12 protein-coding genes are annotated in these 15,307 nt (G+C 71.8%); 4 read left to right on the forward strand and 8 right to left on the reverse strand.

Features of this window, described 5'->3' with window-relative positions; translation table 11 throughout:
• Positions 1-202 precede the first annotated feature (202 nt).
• A complete protein-coding gene (locus ACFQQJ_RS03880; protein WP_377104302.1) occupies positions 203-1,477 on the forward strand; it encodes an FAD-dependent oxidoreductase in 1,275 nt (424 codons plus the stop codon).
• Complete coding sequence (locus ACFQQJ_RS03885; protein ID WP_377104304.1) at positions 1,474-2,673, forward strand: glycoside hydrolase family 3 N-terminal domain-containing protein; 1,200 nt, start codon at positions 1,474-1,476, stop codon at positions 2,671-2,673. Before ACFQQJ_RS03880 ends, ACFQQJ_RS03885 begins: the two co-directional genes overlap by 4 nt.
• 9 nt (positions 2,674-2,682) lie before the next feature.
• On the opposite strand, the gene ACFQQJ_RS03890 is transcribed toward ACFQQJ_RS03885, so the two are convergent.
• The 5 genes from ACFQQJ_RS03890 to pstS all read right to left on the reverse strand — a co-directional run bounded on the left by ACFQQJ_RS03890 (position 2,683) and on the right by pstS (position 7,770).
• On the reverse strand, positions 2,683-3,585 hold the full coding sequence (locus tag ACFQQJ_RS03890; protein ID WP_377104306.1) for a DUF2510 domain-containing protein: 903 nt from the start codon (positions 3,583-3,585) through the stop codon (positions 2,683-2,685).
• 34 nt (positions 3,586-3,619) lie between these two features.
• Positions 3,620-4,399, reverse strand: coding sequence for a phosphate ABC transporter ATP-binding protein PstB (gene pstB, locus ACFQQJ_RS03895; protein ID WP_377104308.1), 780 nt, complete (start codon positions 4,397-4,399; stop codon positions 3,620-3,622).
• Between the two features lie 10 nt (positions 4,400-4,409).
• Positions 4,410-5,468, reverse strand: coding sequence for a phosphate ABC transporter permease PstA (gene pstA, locus ACFQQJ_RS03900; protein WP_377104310.1), 1,059 nt, complete (start codon positions 5,466-5,468; stop codon positions 4,410-4,412).
• On the reverse strand, positions 5,468-6,445 hold the full coding sequence (gene pstC, locus ACFQQJ_RS03905) for a phosphate ABC transporter permease subunit PstC (protein ID WP_377104312.1): 978 nt from the start codon (positions 6,443-6,445) through the stop codon (positions 5,468-5,470). The genes pstA and pstC overlap by 1 nt, the downstream gene beginning before the upstream one ends.
• A gap of 239 nt (positions 6,446-6,684) precedes the next feature.
• Positions 6,685-7,770, reverse strand: coding sequence for a phosphate ABC transporter substrate-binding protein PstS (gene pstS, locus ACFQQJ_RS03910; protein ID WP_377104314.1), 1,086 nt, complete (start codon positions 7,768-7,770; stop codon positions 6,685-6,687).
• A 165-nt stretch (positions 7,771-7,935) separates the two neighbouring features.
• On the opposite strand from pstS, the gene ACFQQJ_RS03915 reads away from it, so the two are divergent.
• Positions 7,936-8,976, forward strand: a complete 1,041-nt coding sequence (locus tag ACFQQJ_RS03915; RefSeq protein WP_377104316.1) for a LacI family DNA-binding transcriptional regulator — start codon at positions 7,936-7,938, stop codon at positions 8,974-8,976.
• 19 nt (positions 8,977-8,995) lie between these two features.
• Here ACFQQJ_RS03915 and ACFQQJ_RS03920 read toward each other — a convergent pair whose 3' ends face one another.
• The 3 genes from ACFQQJ_RS03920 to mshD are packed head-to-tail and all read right to left on the reverse strand — an operon-like array spanning position 8,996 to position 12,900.
• Positions 8,996-9,883: an NUDIX domain-containing protein gene (locus tag ACFQQJ_RS03920; protein ID WP_377104318.1), complete on the reverse strand. Its 888-nt coding sequence runs from the start codon at positions 9,881-9,883 to the stop codon at positions 8,996-8,998.
• A 6-nt stretch (positions 9,884-9,889) separates the two neighbouring features.
• Positions 9,890-12,001 (reverse strand): RNA degradosome polyphosphate kinase, encoded by a 2,112-nt coding sequence (locus tag ACFQQJ_RS03925; RefSeq protein ID WP_377104320.1) that lies wholly within the window; start codon positions 11,999-12,001, stop codon positions 9,890-9,892.
• A complete protein-coding gene (mshD, locus tag ACFQQJ_RS03930) occupies positions 11,998-12,900 on the reverse strand; it encodes a mycothiol synthase (protein ID WP_377104322.1) in 903 nt (300 codons plus the stop codon). The genes ACFQQJ_RS03925 and mshD overlap by 4 nt, the downstream gene beginning before the upstream one ends.
• A 114-nt stretch (positions 12,901-13,014) precedes the next feature.
• Here mshD and ACFQQJ_RS03935 point away from each other — a divergent pair, with 114 nt between their 5' ends.
• Positions 13,015-15,294, forward strand: a complete 2,280-nt coding sequence (locus ACFQQJ_RS03935) for a FlgD immunoglobulin-like domain containing protein (protein ID WP_377104324.1) — start codon at positions 13,015-13,017, stop codon at positions 15,292-15,294.
• Positions 15,295-15,307 lie beyond the last annotated feature (13 nt).

Consider the following 15,307-nt stretch of genomic DNA (forward strand, 5'->3'; position numbering starts at 1 on the left):
TCAGATGAGCCCTACATTGGGACACGGGAGAACCTCCTTGGGATGTGGACCTTCGCAAGTCACACCCCAGTGGGGGTTCTCCTCTTTCGTCAACCAGCCGGTGTCACCCACGTCCTGGCCGAGTACATCTAGCCGCACGGGCCGGCCACCGACCCGCCGTCCGGGGGGCCGGACGGTCGGTGGTGCGTGCCACAATCGGGGCATGCGGCACTTCGACCTGTGCGTGATCGGCTCCGCCGTCCTCGGCGAGCACTTCGCGGGCTGGGACGTCGCCGTGGTGGACGGGCACCAGCGTCCGGGTGACGTCGTCCCCCTGCTGGCCCAGGTGGCCGACGTCGCCGAGCAGGCCCGCCACGCGTCCGCGCTGGGCATCGACACCGGCCAGGTGCGCGTCCGCTGGTCCGACCTGCGCGACCGGGTCGCCGCCGCCGTCCCCGCCGCCACCGGTCCCGGGATCGTCGCGTTCGACGGGCCGGGGCGCTTCCTCGCCCCGCGCACCCTCCGGGTGGACGGCGAGGAGATCAGCGCCGACCGGTTCGTGATCGCCACCGGCTGCCGTCCCCACCTGCCGGACGTGCCGGGCGCGGACGACCCGGACCTGGCCGGCCGGATCCACGACGGCGACTCGATCCTCGCGCTGGAGGCGCTGCCGGCCTCACTCATCATCGTCGGTGGCGGGGCCGCCGCCGCCGAGTACGCGCACATCTTCGCCGCCCTCGGCACGCAGGTGACCCTGCTGCACCGGGGTGGGCGCCTGCTGCGGCGCGAGGACGACGACATCTCCCGCCGGTTCACCGACCTGCTCAGCCGCCGCGTGGTGCTGCGGCTGGGACAGCACCTGGCCTCGGTCGCGGAGGCGGGGGGGCGGGTCGAGGTGGGCACTACCGACGACGACGGGATCGAGTACTTCTTCGAGGCCGACCACCTGCTGCTGGCCACCGGCCGGGTCCCGGACGTTGCGGGCCTGGACCTGCCGCGCGCGGGCGTCGAGACCGACGATGAGGGCCGGATCCGCGTCGACGACCACCAGCGGACCACAGCGGAAGGAGTATGGGCGCTCTGCGACCCGCGGGGGCGCACCCCGGCCGCGGCGCTGCACGCGCTGCGCCGGCAGCTCCTCGACCCCGCCGGGTCGGCGTCGGGAGCGGGGCGACCGGGCGTGCGCGCGGTCTTCAGCGGGCCGCAGGTGGCCGCCCTCGGCCTCACCGAGCGGGCGTGCAGGGAGCAGGGCCTGGCGTACCGGGTGGGCGTGGCCGAACGCGCCGGCATCACGGCGCCCGGAGTCGCGCCGGACCTGTACGCGAAGGTCATCCTGGACGCGGACGGCGGGCTCCTCGGCGCCCACCTGCTCGGGCCGGACGCCACCAAGCTGCTGCAACCGCTGGTGACCGCGGACGACGTGGCCGCGCTCTCCCGCGACCAGGTGCACCCCAGTTTCGGGGTCGTCGTGGACGCGCTGGACGCGGCGCTGCGATGAGGCGCGGCGCCACGGGCACGGCCGGGCTGGTTCTGGCGGGCCTGGTGATGGCCGGGTGCACGGCGCCGGCGGGGCCGTCCACGGCGCCATCGCCGCAGCCCCCCACCGTGACGCCGTCCGCGACCTCGGCCGCGCCCACTCCGTCCGGCCCGTCGGCCACGCCGGCCGGGGCACCCGCCTGCACCGCGGAGGCCGGCGCGCTCGGCCTGCGACGGCAGGTCGGCCAGCTGGTGATGGTGGGGGTGGGGGTCGACCTCACCGGCACGCAGAAGGCCGCCATCACCGACCACCACCTCGGTTCCGCCATCGTGATGGGCCCCACCCCGGGTGGCGTGGAGCAGGTCGCCGAGCTGACCGCCCGGCTGCGCGAACTGGGCGGGGAGGACCTGCTGGTCGCCGCGGACCAGGAGGGTGGGCTCGTGCAACGGCTGAAGGGTCCGGGCTTCGGCACGATCCCGTCCGCTGCTCGCCAGGCCCGGCTCACCGACGCCGGCCTCGCCGCGGCCGCGGAGGGCTGGGGGCGGGCGATGGCGAAGGCCGGCGTGCTGCTCGACCTCGCCCCGGTCGCCGACGTCGTGCCGGCGAAGTTCCGGGCGTCCAACGAACCCGTCGCGCGGCTCGGCAGGGGCTACGGGTCCGACCCGGAGAAGGTCTCGAAGAAGGTCGCCGCGTTCTCCGCTGGCCTGCACGCCGCGGGGGTCGGCGTGGCGGTCAAGCACTTCCCCGGCCTCGGCGCCGTCCGCGGCAACACCGACTTCGCGACGTCCGTCCTCGACACCACGACGACGACCTCCAGCGCCCTGCTCACGCCCTTCCGCGACGCCGTCGAGCACGGAGCGGACGCGGTGATGGTGTCCTCGGCCACCTACCGGCGGATCGACCCCGACCGTCCGGCGATGTTCTCCCCGACGGTCGTCGGGCTGCTGCGGGAGTGGGGGTTCGAGGGCGTGGTGGTCAGCGACGACCTCGGCGCGGCGGCGGCGCTGCGTTCGGTGCCCGTCGCCCGGCGCGCCGAGCGCTTCGTGGCCGCCGGGGGCGACCTGGCCCTCACCGTGGACGCACGCACCGCCGGCGCGATGGCGGACGGCCTCTACGCCGCGGCGAAGGACGACCCGGAACTCGCGGCACGCGTGGCCGAGTCCGCGGCCCGCGTGCTCGCGCTGAAGGCGCGGCTGGGCCGGTTCAGCTGCGGCTAGGGCCGCCGGTCAGCTGAACACCCGCAGGCCGGCGAGGGCCTTGCGCGCGTCCGGGACGAGCTCCGACCTGGTGTCGGGGACGGAGGCGTAGAACAGCCCGTAGTCGTCGTCGCTGGTCTGGACGACCAGCAGCAGGACCCGCTCGCCCTTGGCGTTGAGCTGGGGGATGTCGAAGCTCAGCTGGGTCTCGATCAGCCACCCCGGGTGGCCGTCGACGTCGTGCTGTGCGCTGCTTAGCTGAGACGTGGTCACCACCGTGTCGGCGTAGTAGGTGCCGAGGACGCATTTCAGCACGGTTTCCGCAGCCACCTTCGTGCTGGCGAAGCCGTCGCCGACGAACAGGTCGCTCACCAGGATGCTGGCCACCCAGTTGGACCCGGAACCGTCGTAGTTGGCCTGGTCGACGACCTCCTGCACCCGCGACAGCGACCCCCACGGGACGCGGTTGTCGAGCGTGTTCTCCCACGGGGCTCCCAGCTCGGGGAACCCGAGGTTGCCGCTGGCCACCCAGCCCGACGGGGCGTTGGACGTCGGCGGCGCCGTGTCGGACGTCGACGCGGGGGGGCAGATGTTCGGGGTGACGCTCGAGGTCGGCTCGTTGTTGCCGATGTCGGGCAGCAGCGGCCCGGTGCCGCCGCCGAACTGCTGCACGACAAGCATGATCGCGACCACCACGGCCACGAGCGCAGCGGCGCCGCCCAGCCACCAGCCGAGGACGCCCTTGCGCCGGGTCGGCGCGTACGGGTAGCCGCCCGACCCGTAGTCCACCTGGCCCACGCCTCCGGCGGTGACCGGAGGGGGCGTGGTCTGCGGGCTCGCGGTGATCGCGGTGGTCCAGCTCGTACCCGTCCACCATCGGTACATGCCCGGCTGGCCGCCCGGATCGGGGTACCACCCCGCGCTGCTGCTCACGCCCAAATACTAGGCGAGGAGGCTGGGTGGCCGGTCAGCCGAAGCGGCCGGAGATGTAGTCCTCCGTGGCCTGCACGTCCGGGGCGGAGAAGATCTTGTCGGTCGGCCCGACCTCGATCAGCTTGCCCGGCGAGCCCGTGCCGGCGATGTTGAAGAACGCGGTGACGTCGGACACCCGTGCGGCCTGCTGCATGTTGTGGGTGACGATGACGATCGTGTACTGCTCCTTCAGCTCCGACATCAGGTCCTCGATCGCCAGGGTCGAGATCGGGTCGAGGGCGGAGCACGGCTCGTCCATCAGCAGCACCTGCGGCTCCATGGCGATGGCCCGCGCGATGCACAGGCGCTGCTGCTGGCCGCCGGACAGCCCGGACCCGGGCAGGTCGAGGCGGTTCTTGACCTCTTCCCACAGGTTCGCCCCCCTCAGGGACCGCTCGACGAGGTCGTCCTGGTCGGCCTTGGGCATCCGGCGGTTGTTCAGGCGGATGCCGGCCAGCACGTTCTCCTTGATCGACATCGTGGGGAACGGGTTGGGGCGCTGGAACACCATGCCGACCTGGCGGCGCACCCGGACGGGGTCGACGCCGGGGCCGTACAGGTTCTCCCCGTCCAGCAGCACCTCGCCCTCGACGTAGGCACCGGGGATCACCTCGTGCATGCGGTTCAGCGTGCGCAGGAAAGTCGACTTGCCGCAGCCGGACGGCCCGATGAAGGCGGTCACCGAGCGCGGCTCGATGGTGATGGTCACGTCCTCCACGGCGCGGAAGTTGCCGTAGTAGACGTTCAGGTCGGTGGTCTCGATCCGCTTGGACATGGGTTCTCTCTCAGCGCGTCTTCGGTGCGAACCGGCGGGCGATCAGCCGGCCGGCCAGGTTCAGGATCATCACGATCAGGATCAGGGTGAGCGCACCCGCCCACGCGCGGTCCCAGTAGGCCTGCACGTCGGTGCCCGGGTGGGCGTAGGAGTCGTAGACGAAGACCGGGAGGGTCATCATCGGATTCTCGAACAGGTTGTTGTTCATGGACGCGGTGAAGCCGGCGGCGATCAGCAGGGGGGCGGTCTCGCCGATGACCCGGGCGATGGCAAGGATCACGCCGGAGACCAGGCCGGAGACCGCCGTGGGCAGCACGACCTTCACGATCGTCAGCCACTTGGGCACGCCGAGGGCGTAGGCCGCCTCGCGCAGCTCGTTGGGCACCAGCTTCAGCAGCTCCTCGCTGGAGCGCACCACGACCGGGATCATGAGCACCGACAGCGCGATGCTGCCGGCGAAGCCGGAACGGCTGCCGGGGCCGAGCAGGAGACCCATCAACGCGTAGGCGAACAGGCCGGCCACGATGGACGGAACGCCGGTCATCACGTCCACGAAGAAGGTGATCGCCTTCGACAGTCGGTTCCGCACGCCGTACTCGGCCAGGTAGATGGCCGTCAGCAGGCCGATGGGCACCGAGATGAGCGTGGCCATGCCGGTGACGTACACCGTCCCCCAGACCGCGTGGATGGCGCCGCCGCCCGCGCCGACGACGTTGCGCATCGACTGGCTGAAGAACGGCACGTCGAAGCGCGGGAAGCCCTTGCTGAGCACCTCCCACACCAGGGAGCCCAGCGGGAGCAGCGCCAGCACGAACGCGCCGACGACGAGGTTCGTGGCCCGCCGGTCCGACGCCTGCCGCGGGCCCTCGACGACCCGGGCGGCGATCTCCATCACCAGCAGGAAGAGCAGGTAGGCCAGCGCCACGGCGAGCCCGATGTTGGCGCCGCCGGTGAACAGGATCGCGAGCGCGTACCCCAGCAGGACGCTCCCGACCAGCGACACCGGGACGGTTGCCCGGGGCAGCCGCCCGGCGGTGAGGGTCTCCGCGGCGTGGACGATGGTGGCCATCAGTTCGCTCCCGAGTACTCGGCGCGCCGCGCCACGATCCAGCGGGCGATGCTGTTCACGGCGAGGGTGATCACGAAGAGCACCAGGCCGGCGGCGATCAGCTGGTTGGTCTTGAGGCCGAACGCCTCGGGGAAGTTCTGCGCGATCGTTGCCGCGATGGTGTTCGGGTTCTGGCTCGTGAGCAGCTCGAAGGTGATGTTGCGGCTGCCGGAGAGCACCATGGTCACCGCCATCGTCTCGCCCAGCGCGCGCCCCAGGCCCAGCATGATCGCGGCGATGATGCCCGGACGGGCGAACGGCAGGACGGCCATCTTGATCATCTCCCAGCGCGTCGCGCCGAGGGCGAGGGCGGCCTCCTCGTGCAGCCGGGGCGCCTGGAGGAACACCTCGCGGCACAGGCTGGTGATGATCGGCAGGATCATCGTCGCCAGCACGATGGCGGCGGTCAGGATCGTGCGGCCGGTGCCCGACACCTGGCCGGCGAAGAGCGGGATGAAGCCGAGGTGGGTGTTGAGCGCCTCGTACAGCGGGCGGACGGCGGGGGCCAGCACCAGCGAGCCCCACAGGCCGAAGACCACCGAGGGCACCGCGGCGAGCAGGTCGATCACGTAGCCCAGCGGCTGCGCGAGCCGGCGGGGGGCGTAGTGGGAGATGAACAGGGCGATCCCGATGGCGACGGGGACGGCCAGCAGCAGGGCGAGCAGCGCGGCCCAGACCGTGCCGAACGCGTAGGGCAGCACCCAGGACGCGAACTCGCCGTAGCCCTGGCTGGCCAGCTTGGCCGGGTCGGCGAACAGGGCAGGGGACCCCTGGATCAGCAGGAAGGTGGCGACGAGGGCGAGGATCACCAGGATCGTGATGCCCGCGCCGGTGGCCAGGCCCCGGAAGATCGCCTCACCCGGGCGGCGAGGATCCGCCTGCGCGGGCGGCCTTGCGTCCGGGTCGGCCGTGGGTGGCCGCGTGAGCTTCTCGGTCATCGGCTCGTTCTGCTTTCTGGTGGCTTCCCAAAGGGTACGTGGCGGGGCGGGGCCCGGGCCCCCGGCGCCGCCCCCAGCCGTCGTCACNCAGTCGGTTCCGCACGCCGTACTCGGCCAGGTAGATGGCCGTCAGCAGGCCGATGGGCACCGAGATGAGCGTGGCCATGCCGGTGACGTACACCGTCCCCCAGACCGCGTGGATGGCGCCGCCGCCCACTCCGGTCGTCACTCGGTGGGGCTCACTTCACCGAGTCGAGGGCCGTCTTGACCTTGGCCTGCAGCGCCGAGGACAGCGGGGCGGACCCGGCTGCGCTCGCTGCGGCCGCCTGGCCGTCCGCGGAGGCCATGTAGCCCACGTAGTCCTTCACCAGGGTCGCGACCGCGGAGTCCTTGTAGGTCTGGCACACGATGGCGTACGAGACCAGGACCGCCGGGTAGACGCCCTCCGAGGTGCGGTCCAGGCTGTAGGCGAGGTCGTTGGCCTCGCGCCCGGCGACGGTCTTGGAGTTGTCGAGGATGGCGGCGGCGGCCTCGGCCGTCGGCTGGAGCGGCTTGCCGTTCACCATGATGCTGGCCTTGCCCAGGCTGCCGGCGGCGGACGCGTCGGCGTAGCCGATCGTGTTGGCGCCACCGGTGACGGCCTGGACGACACCGGAGGTCCCGTTGGCCGCCTCACCGCCGAAGTCGGCCGGGAAGGTGTCGGACGCCGGGACGGTCCACACCGACGGGGCCAGCTTGTTCAGCGTGTCGGTGAAGTTGTTGGTCGTGCCGGAGTCGTCAGCGCGGTGCACCGCGGTGATGGTGGCGTCCGGCAGCTTGGCGCTCGGGTTGGTCTTCACGATCGCGGGGTCGTTCCACTTGGTGATCTTGCCCGCGAAGATGCCGGCGACGACCTCGGGGTCCAGGGCCAGGTCGGTGACGCCCTCGATGTTGTAGATGACCGCGATCGGGGAGATGTAGACCGGCAGGTTCAGCGCGCTGGAGTCGGCGGCGCAGCCGGCGAACTTGCCCGCGCCCATCTCCTCGTCCTTGAGCGGACGGTCCGAGCCGGCAAAGGCGGCCGCGCCGGCGATGAACGCCGAACGCCCGGCGCCGGAGCCGTCGGGGGAGTAGTTGACGGTGATGTTGGGGTTCTTGGTCTGGAACTCGGCCACCCACTTCTCCTGGGCGGCCTTCTGCGAGCTGGCACCCACACCGGTCAGGGTCTGGCTGCCGCCCGAGGCGCTGGTGTTGCCGGCGGCGGGGGTCTCGTTGGTCGCACAGCCAGCGAGGGCCAGGGTGGTCGCGGTGACCAGGGCAGCGGCGGCGATCGGCTTGATTCTCACGCTCTTCCTTCGACTTGAGTACACGAGAGCGGTTTTGCTCTGCCGCCGAGGCTAGGGATCCCGGTTGACCGATCCGGGACCGCCGGGTGAACGCAGGGTGAACTGCGTCCGAGAAGTTGGAGTGGGAGATCCGCGTGCGGAGCGGGGTGTAATACGCTAACACCCATGAATGACGTCGTTGGCGGCGGCGTTGCGGGGTATCGAGCACCGACGCTCACCGATGTCGCCAGGCTTGCCGGCGTGTCGACGATGACGGTCTCCCGGGTGATCAACGGGCACGCCAAGGTCGCCACGCAGACCCGTGACCGGGTGCGCGCAGCCATGGACTCGCTGGACTACCGGCCGAACATGCTCGCGCGCGGCCTCGCCAGCGGGCGCTCCCGCAGTATCGGCGTCCTCACCGTCGACACCACGCTCTACGGACCGCGGGCGGCGCTGCGCGGCATCGAGCTCGCCGCGCGCGACCGGGGCTACAGCGTCACCATCGCCCACCTGAGCGACCCCGACCTGACCGCGGTGGCGCAGGGCGCCAGCCTGCTGCGCTCCCGGTCCTCCGACGGCGTGATCCTGCTCCAGCCGCTCATCTCCGAGGTCGAGGCGGACGCGTCGCCCGCGGTCGCCGACCTGCCGCCGATGGTCGCGATCCACGCCGGCACCCCTGGCTCCTACCCCGCGGTGTCGGTCGACCAGCGGGTGGGGGCACGGATGGCCACCGAGTACCTGCTCGGCCTCGGTCACCGGACCGTGTGGCACATCTCCGGCCCGCGGGCCTGGTACGAGGGGCTCGAGCGCATCGTCGGCTGGCAGGAGGCGCTCCAGGCCGCCGGCGCCGAGGTGCCGCCGGTGCAGGCCGGCGACTGGTCGGCGGCATCCGGCTACGCCGCGGCCCGCCAGGTGCTGGCGAACCCGGAGGTGACGGCGATCTTCGTCGCCAACGACTCGATGGCCCTCGGCACGCTGCACGCGATGCACGAACTGGGGCTGCGGTGTCCCGAGGACGTCAGCCTGGTCGGCTTCGACGACTACCCCGAGGCCGAGTTCTTCTCCCCGGGCCTGACCACGATCCGCCAGGACTTCGACGAGATCGGACGGCTGAGCGTCGGCCTGCTGCTGGAGATGATCGAGCGCGGGGTCGCCTCGACCCAGCACCTCGTCCTCGAGCCCGAACTCGTCGTCCGCGCCAGCGCGGCACCGCCGTCTCGCTGAACCCCGGCGCGCGGGCTGCTCAGACGCGCGGCTTGTGCACCTCGACCGCGACAACCTCGCCCTGCGGCGCCAGGTGGGCCACCAGGGCCGCGCCCGGCTGGAGCGCCCTGCTGGGCACCCCGATCGCCTCCAGCATCACCGGGAGCACCGGACGGTGGCCGCAGATCGCCGTGGGCGTCCCGGACTCCGCGGTCTGGCGGGCCAGCCGCTTCATCAGCGTCGCGACCGCCTTGGCGTCTGTCGCGGCCTGCTCCTCGGTGAACGTCGTCCAGCACTCCACCTCGAGCCGGTGGGCCTTCGCGTGGGGCTGCAGGGTCTTCACGCACCGCACGGATGTGGACGAGGCCAGCCGCTCCACGCCGTAGGCCTCCAGCAGCGGCACCAGCAGTCGGCTCTGCCGGCGTCCGCGCTCGTCGAGCGGACGGGCCTGGTCGCGTCCCGACCAGTTCACCCGGGCCATCGCCTTGGCGTGGCGCACCACCAGCAGCGGCGTGGCCTCCGGCAGCGCGAGGGCCTGGCGCAGCAGCGGGCGCTCGTCGGCGTAGGTGACCAGCTCCAGCGCCAGCGACACCGGAAGCCAGGCGGCCTCGTCCACCTCGTGGTTCGGGGTGAGCGCCCCCTCCCCGACCGGGTGGCCGCGCCAGTACGAGACCGACTTGGTGCCTCCGCCCACCGGGTAGGTGATGCGGCTCACCGGGATGCCCAGCCGGACGGTGACCGCGGTCTCCTCGTGGGTCTCGCGCACCGCGCAGCCGGGCAGGTACTCGTCGCCGGCGACCTTGCCCTTGGGCAGGCTCCAGTCGTTGTAGCGGGGCCGGTGCACCATGAGCACCTCCGGCTCCTCCTCCCCGGGGCGCAGCACGACCGTGCCGGCCGCGGTGATCGACTTTGCCGCGTTGGTGCCCATGATGTCCTAGCGCTCGAGCGCCCGGCGCTGCCCCATGGTCGCGATGAGGTGCTCCTGAATGTCCAGGAGCGGCTCTCCGTCCGCGCCGAGCGTCCGCTGCGTCCAGGTGTCGCCCTCCAGCCACCACGACGCGGTGCCCTCGTCGAAGGCGAGGTCGAACAGGCTCTCGATCTGCGCGATGTGCTTGGGGTTGTTCAGCCCGACCACCACCTCGACGCGGCGGTCGAGGTTGCGGTGCATGAGGTCGGACGATCCGATGCCCACCTTGGGCTCGCCGGCGTTGGCGAACCAGAACAGCCGGCTGTGCTCGAGGAAGCGGCCCAGGATGCTGCGCACCCGGATGTTCTCGCTGAGCCCGGGGACGCCGGGACGCACCGAGCAGATGCCGCGGACCCACAGGTCCACCGGGACGCCGGCCATCGACGCCCGGTACAGCGCGTCGGTGGTGGCCTCGTCGACGATCGAGTTCACCTTGATCCGCACGCCGGCGGGCAGCCCCCGCTTGTGGTTGAGGATCTCGTTGTTGATGCTCTCGACCAGTCCGCGACGCACACCGTGCGGCGCCACCAGGAGCCGCTTGTAGTGGGTCTCCTGCGCCATCCCGGAGAGGTGGTTGAACAGGCGGGCGACGTCGTCGGTGATCACGGCGTTCGAGGTGAGCAGGCCCATGTCCTCGTACATCCGCGCGGTCTTGGGGTTGTAGTTGCCGGTGCCGATGTGGACGTAGCGGCGCAGGCCGGCCGGCTCCTCGCGCACCACCAGCGACAGCTTGCAGTGGGTCTTCAGCCCGAGCATGCCGTAGACGACGTGGCAGCCGGCCTTCTCCAGCTTGCGCGCCCAGGCGATGTTCGCCTGCTCGTCGAACCGCGCTTTGATCTCCACCAGCGCCAGCACCTGCTTTCCCGCCTGCGCGGCCTCGATCAGGGCGTCGATGATCGGGGAGTCGCCGGACGTGCGGTACAGCGTCTGCTTGATGGCCAGGACGGCCGGGTCCGCCGCTGCCTGCTCGATGAACCGCTGAACGCTGGTGGCGAACGAGTCGTACGGGTGGTGCAGCAGGACCTCGCGGTTCTTCAGCGCCGCGAACAGGTCGGCCGGCTGGGCGGTCTCGACCTCGGCCAGCTCCGGGTGCGTCTTGGGCAGGAAGGACGGGTAGAGCAGGGCCTCGCGGTCGAGGTCGGCCAGGGAGAACAGCCCGCGCAGGTCGAGCGGGCTCGGCACGCGGAACACCTCCTTGTCGGAGATGTCCAGCTCGCTGATCAGCAGCTCGAGCATCTTGTCGTCGATGTCGTCCTCGACCTCCAGGCGTACCGGAGGGCGTCCGATCTTGCGGCGCAGGAGCTCCTTCTCGAGGGCGAACAGCAGGTTCTCCGCGTCGTCCTCCTCGACCTCGACGTCCTCGTTGCGGGTCACCCGGAACGTGCTGTGGCCGATGATCTGCATCCCGGAGAAGAGCTGGCCGAGGTGCCGGGCGATCACGTCCTCGAGCGGGACGAACCGGCCCCCGCCCAGCGGGACGAACCGGCTCAGGATGGTCGGCACCTTCACCCGGGCGAACTGGCGGACGCCGGTGACCGGGTTGCGCAGGAGCACCGCGAGGTTCACGCTCAGGCCGGAGATGTAGGGGAACGGGTGCGACGGGTCGACCGCGAGCGGGGTGAGGACGGGGAAGATCCGGTTCTCGAAGAGCTCGGTCATGCGGCGGCGCTCGTCGTCGGTGAGCTGGTCCCAGCGCAGGATCTCGATGCCGTGCTGCGCCAGCGCGGGGCGGACGTCGTCGGCGAACACCGCAGCGGCGTCGGCCACCAGCTCGCGGGTGCGGGTCAGGATGGCGTCGTGCAGCTCGCGTGGCATCAGGCCGGAGTTGCTGGGCACGGCCACGCCCGCGGCCATGCGCCGCTTCAGCCCGGCCACGCGGACCATGAAGAACTCGTCCAGGTTCGAGGAGAAGATCGCCAGGAAGCGCGCACGTTCGAGCAGGGGGACGCGCTTCGCGTCCTTGGCCAGGTCGAGCACGCGGTTGTTGAACGCCAGCCAGGACAGTTCCCGGTCGGAGAACCGGTCGGCGGGCAGGTCGGGCTGCTCCAGTTCGATGTCCTCGTCCTCAACCGCGGTCATGGCTGCTCCTGCTTCTGCACGTGCCCGTGCTCCGGCGCGTAGAGGACGTCGCGGGAGGCGACGCGGAATCCTGCGCTTTCGTACATTCTTACCGCTACCGGCTCGGCCATGTCGACGTAGAGCACCACGTGGTCGGCGCCGGCCCGGGCCAGGTGGTGCAGGCCCGCCTGGAGGAGTACCCGCCCGTAGCCGCGTCCCTGTGCCCTGGGGGCCACGCCGATCACGTACACCTCGCCCACGCGACCGAGCCGCTTGGTCCAGTGGAAACCTGCGAGGCCGTCCTCGTCGAAGCCGAGGATCAGCCCGGCCGGGTCGAACCACGGCTCGGCCATGCGCTCCTCGAGCCCGTGACGATCGAGGGCGCCCTGCTCGGGGTGGTGCGCGAACGCCGCGGCGTTCACTGCCAGGAAGTCGCCGGCGTCGGCGTCGGCGAAGCCGCGCAGCGTGAGCCCGTCCGGGTCGGGTGCGGTCACCCCGTCCAGGCTGCGCTCCATCACCAGCAGGCCGCGCGTGGCGCCCAGCCCGAGCGCCGCGGCGAAGCCCCGCGCGGGCGGCAGGTCACCGAAGGCCCAGACTCCCCAGGCCGGCCGCTCCTCGCCCTCGCCTTCACCACCCGAGGGTTCACTGCCGCCACGCGAGTTCGAGAGCGAGCCGAGTAGGGCGCGTCCGTGCCCTCGGCGGCGATGAGCCGGATCGACGACCAGCTGTGCGGTGCGGTACGCCGGCTGCCAGTGCAGGTAGCCGACCACGGCGCCGTCCTCGGTGGCCAGGTGGTGCCCGCCCGAGCCGTCCCGCAGGGCAAAGTGGGCTTCCTCGTTCAGCGGCTCGACGCCGTCGGCCTCGGCGGCGCGGGCGGCCAGCGCACGCACCTGGGCGGAGAGTTCGGCGGTCAGGGTCACGAGTGCAGGCTAGCCGGGGCTGCGCCGAAGTCGTACGACCCTCACCCGCCCGGCCCCGTGGCGCCCGAGCGCGGTCTTCGATGGAGGTGTACCCGAGTCCCGGAGCTATCGATCATGCGTCTCGCTCGTCCCGCCCTCGCCCTGGCGCTGCTGTTCACACTCGCCTGCAGTCCTTCGGTCGTTCCGGACGCCCACGCCGCCGACGACCTGGTCGTCGGCCCTGTGGCCACGCTCCCGCCGGGCTCGGTGCCGACAGACCCGCTGCAGGTCATCGCCGGCACCGGGACGCGGTTCCTGGTGCCGCCGTCGGACAACGCCAACCTGGGCCTCTACACCCCCGACGACGGCCACACCTGGCAGCCGGTGCCGGCCGGCTTCGGCTACCAGAGGGACGGCGAGGCGACCGAGCTCGCCGACGAGACGTTCGGCTACGGCGGCACGTTCCTCGGCATGACGCAGGGCTCCGGGAAGGACCTGCGGCGCCTCCAGCGCTGGAATCCCGACACCGGCACCGTCACGACCTTCCAGCCGGATCTGGTCGACCCGTTCGACGATGAGTCCGAAGGGCTCGTGGTGGTGGACTACGTCGGCTCCACGACGGTGCTCAGCGACGGGCGGGTCTTCCGCCTGGACGGCGAGCAGGCTGTCGAGCTCCACCCGGTCTTCGCCGCCGGGGCGCCCCGCTCCCGTCAGGCCGCCCTCACGCGGGACGGCGCCTTCGTGGTGAAGGCAGGCAGTGGGCTGCTGGCGGTCGCACCCACCGACGGTGGCCCCGGTGCGGTCACGCGGAAGATCCCGGGACTCCTGTCGATGGACGTCAGCGGAATGAACATCCACTACCTCACCGGCACCGCCACCCGGCTGAAGGAGTGCCGCGCGACGGCGACCGCGCCGGCGAAGGCGTCCTGCGTGACGGTGGCGAAGGGCGACTACCGCAGGTCGAGGTTGGTCGAACACGAGCTGGGCGCGTCGGCGGGCGCCGCGCAGGTCACGGTCCAGACCGATCGGAACTCGCGCCGCTGGATCGTCCAGGGTGGCAGGGTGTCGCGGGTGGCGTCCTCGCTCACCTGGCTGCCGTTCCGCGACACCACCAAGCCGGTGGCGCTGGCCTTCGCCAAGGGTGACGCGCTGAAGGCGGCCGTCACGGTGAGCGCCGCAGGCAAGGCCACGCGGCTCTTCGTCGGGCCGCAGGAGAGTGCGCCGCCGAGCAGTCTCACGCTCGCGGGCGGACGGGTCGTGTACAACCAGCGGCACTACGCGGTGAGCACGGGGGTGACCTGGCAGACCTTCTCCCGGAGCTTCGACGGCACCGCGCTGGGCGGGCCGACCCGCCTGACCACCCGCGAGATCTACGGGACGGCGGCCTCGGCCGGACGGACGGCCGTGCAGTGGGACCGCGCGGCGAACGGCAACCACCACACCGTGGTGTTCTACGACGGCACGACCAGGACCGGGAGCTACGCTGCGCCGGCCAGGTCCTGGCTGAACATGGCAGGCGGTCCCTATGCGCTCGTCCGGACGACGGTCGTCCGCGTCGACGGGCACGTGGTCGGTACCGGCCCGGTGATGGCGCTGTTCGGCAGCCTCGTGGTCGAGGCGAGCTCGGCCGGACCGGTGGCCGGCCGCACGTTCCAGGTACGCGACCTGGCCCGCCCGGGCGAACCGCCGGTTCCGGTGGCCCTGCCCCAGCCGGACGGCCGGGTCTACGCCGCCATCGGGCATTACACCCAGAACCCGTGGCGGCTGTGGGGTGAATGGCTGACGGTCGGTTACCAGGACGCCGGCGGCTCCTACGGGCAACTCGCGTTCAACTACCGCACCAGCCAGGTCGTCGACCTGACCGGAGCGGGCACGGTGTTCGGGCTGGGCGATGACTATGTCCTGCTGGGCAACAGCGACGCCGGGACCGCGCAGGTTCGCGTTCTCGGAGGTGCCAGGTCGACGTCGCTCCCGGTCGGCGCCGGTTTCTACGAGGTGACGACAGACGGCGTCGGGACATTCGGCTGGTCCGGCCCGGCGGGACAGCAGCTGACAACGGTGAGGGGCCTCGCCGCGTCGCCGCCCCGGCTGCTCGGCACCCTGGCTCCGTCGACGTTCGCGGCGAAGGGGAGCCGGCACTGGAAGCCGGCGCTGGACCTCACGAAGGCGGTCGCGGCCGGCAGCCTCGAACTGCGCGACCGCGCCGGAACGCTCGTGCGCACCCTGCCGACGAAAGCGACGACCACAGGCTCGGTGCGCGGCGTCAGCTGGGACGGGCGGGACGCGTCCGGTGCCCGGGTTGCCGCAGGTACCTATGCCTGGACCCTGGTCGCCCAGGCCGCGGACGGCAGCGGGCTGGTGACCAGCGTGGACGGCCTGCGCGCGGCGACGGGTACGGTCCGGGTCACCCGCTGAGCTGCTGCGGCAG

The sequence above is a fragment of the Propionicimonas sp. T2.31MG-18 genome (genome assembly GCF_964266745.1).
GTDB lineage: Bacteria > Actinomycetota > Actinomycetes > Propionibacteriales > Propionibacteriaceae > Propionicimonas.

What these genes read in the sequence shown, in the direction of transcription:
- ACFQQJ_RS03880 (WP_377104302.1), top strand. Translation starts at nt 203, where the DNA reads ATGCGGCACTTCGACCTGTGCGTGATCGGCTCCGCCGTCCTCGGCGAG.
- ACFQQJ_RS03885 (WP_377104304.1), top strand. Translation starts at nt 1,474, where the DNA reads ATGAGGCGCGGCGCCACGGGCACGGCCGGGCTGGTTCTGGCGGGCCTG.
- pstB (WP_377104308.1), bottom strand. Translation starts at nt 4,399, where the DNA reads ATGTCCAAGCGGATCGAGACCACCGACCTGAACGTCTACTACGGCAAC.
- pstA (WP_377104310.1), bottom strand. Translation starts at nt 5,468, where the DNA reads ATGGCCACCATCGTCCACGCCGCGGAGACCCTCACCGCCGGGCGGCTG.
- pstC (WP_377104312.1), bottom strand. Translation starts at nt 6,445, where the DNA reads ATGACCGAGAAGCTCACGCGGCCACCCACGGCCGACCCGGACGCAAGG.
- ACFQQJ_RS03915 (WP_377104316.1), top strand. Translation starts at nt 7,936, where the DNA reads ATGAATGACGTCGTTGGCGGCGGCGTTGCGGGGTATCGAGCACCGACG.
- ACFQQJ_RS03920 (WP_377104318.1), bottom strand. Translation starts at nt 9,883, where the DNA reads ATGGGCACCAACGCGGCAAAGTCGATCACCGCGGCCGGCACGGTCGTG.
- ACFQQJ_RS03925 (WP_377104320.1), bottom strand. Translation starts at nt 12,001, where the DNA reads ATGACCGCGGTTGAGGACGAGGACATCGAACTGGAGCAGCCCGACCTG.
- ACFQQJ_RS03935 (WP_377104324.1), top strand. Translation starts at nt 13,015, where the DNA reads ATGCGTCTCGCTCGTCCCGCCCTCGCCCTGGCGCTGCTGTTCACACTC.